The following is a 759-nucleotide window of genomic DNA, read 5'->3' on the forward strand; positions in this document are numbered from 1 at the left end:
ATGCGCCAGGTCCTGAAGCTGGGCCGCGGCGACATCGCCCGCGGCGCGGTCGAGGCCTTCCGCACGGGAGTCATGGACATCCCCTTCGCCCCGGCCGCCGCCAATCTGGGCAAGCTGACGCCGGTGCGCGACAATCACGGCGCCATCCGCATCTATGACGCGGGCAACGTGCCCCTGCCCCGCGACGTGCTGGCCTGGCACCGCGACAAGATCGCCGAGCGCGCCCGCGCCGAGGGCCGCGAGGCCTCGTTCAACATGGTGGTGGACGATGTCCGCGCCATCTCTGCCAGCAAGCTGGTCGGCCGCCCCGCCGCCTGACACTCCAGACCGAGAGACATCACATGCATATCAGGAAAGTCCATTTCGCACCGGGCTTCGCCTCGTTCTATTTCGACGACCAGGCGGCGATCAAGGCCGGGGCGCCCATGGACGGGTTCGTCTATAGCGGCGCGCCGCTGACCGGCGGCTTCGACGGCATCCGCCAGCGCGGCGAAAGCATCTCGATCCTGCTGGAGCTGGAGAACGGCCAGATCGCCGAGGGCGATTGCGCCGCCGTGCAATATTCCGGCGCCGGCGGCCGCGATCCGCTGTTCACCGCCGCGCGCTTCATCCCGCTGCTGCGCCGGCACCTGACCCCGCTGCTGGAAGGGCGCGCGGTCGGCAGCTTTCGCGACAATGCCGCCTTCTTCGACGCGCTGCAGATCGAGGGCCGGCCGCTGCACACCGCGATCCGCTATGGCCTGTCGCAGGCGCTGCTGG

2 protein-coding genes are annotated in these 759 nt (G+C 69.8%); both read left to right on the forward strand.

Annotated features, from left to right (window positions below; all coding sequences use genetic code 11):
* The coding region (locus tag AQY21_RS00365) for a hypothetical protein (RefSeq protein WP_058095935.1) at nucleotides 1-318 on the forward strand (318 nt) is incomplete at its 5' end.
* Between the two features lie 23 nt (nucleotides 319-341).
* A partial coding sequence (locus AQY21_RS00370) for a hypothetical protein (RefSeq protein WP_238986650.1) occupies nucleotides 342-759 on the forward strand: 418 nt, incomplete at its 3' end.

It is taken from the genome of Paracoccus sp. MKU1 (assembly GCF_001447385.1).
Lineage (GTDB): Bacteria > Pseudomonadota > Alphaproteobacteria > Rhodobacterales > Rhodobacteraceae > Paracoccus.